Raw genomic sequence first — 370 nt, forward strand, 5'->3', positions numbered from 1 at the left:
CCGGGAAAGAGAAGAGAGAGAGAGGGGAAGAAAAGGAAAAAGGAGAGGAGAGGGCAGGGAGAAAAAGAGGGGGAGGAGGAGAAGAGGAGAAAGAAAGAAGAAAAAGAGAAGAAGGAAAGGAAGGGAAAGGAAGAGGGAAAGAGAAGAGAAGGAGAGAGGGGAAGAAGAGGAAAGGAAAGAGAAGAAAGAAAAGGGGGAAGGAGAGGGAAAGAAAGAAGAGGAGGGGGGAGAAAGAGGAGGAGAGGAGAAAAGGGGGAGGAGAGAGGAGAAAGAAAAAAAGGGGGAAAGAGGAAGGGAAGAGGAAAAGAAAAGGGGAAGGGCCCCGAGGGGGAAAGGAGGAGGGACGTCGACGGAGGGCACGGCCGCCCCC

At 52.7% G+C, this 370-nt stretch carries 1 protein-coding gene; it reads left to right on the forward strand.

Annotated elements, in window-relative coordinates:
* Positions 1-370 (forward strand): hypothetical protein (locus NR073_RS11425; RefSeq protein ID WP_256748846.1); only part of this gene is annotated, 370 nt, incomplete at both ends.

This window comes from Micrococcus sp. Mcc28 (assembly GCF_024519775.1).
GTDB lineage: Bacteria > Actinomycetota > Actinomycetes > Actinomycetales > Micrococcaceae > Micrococcus > Micrococcus luteus.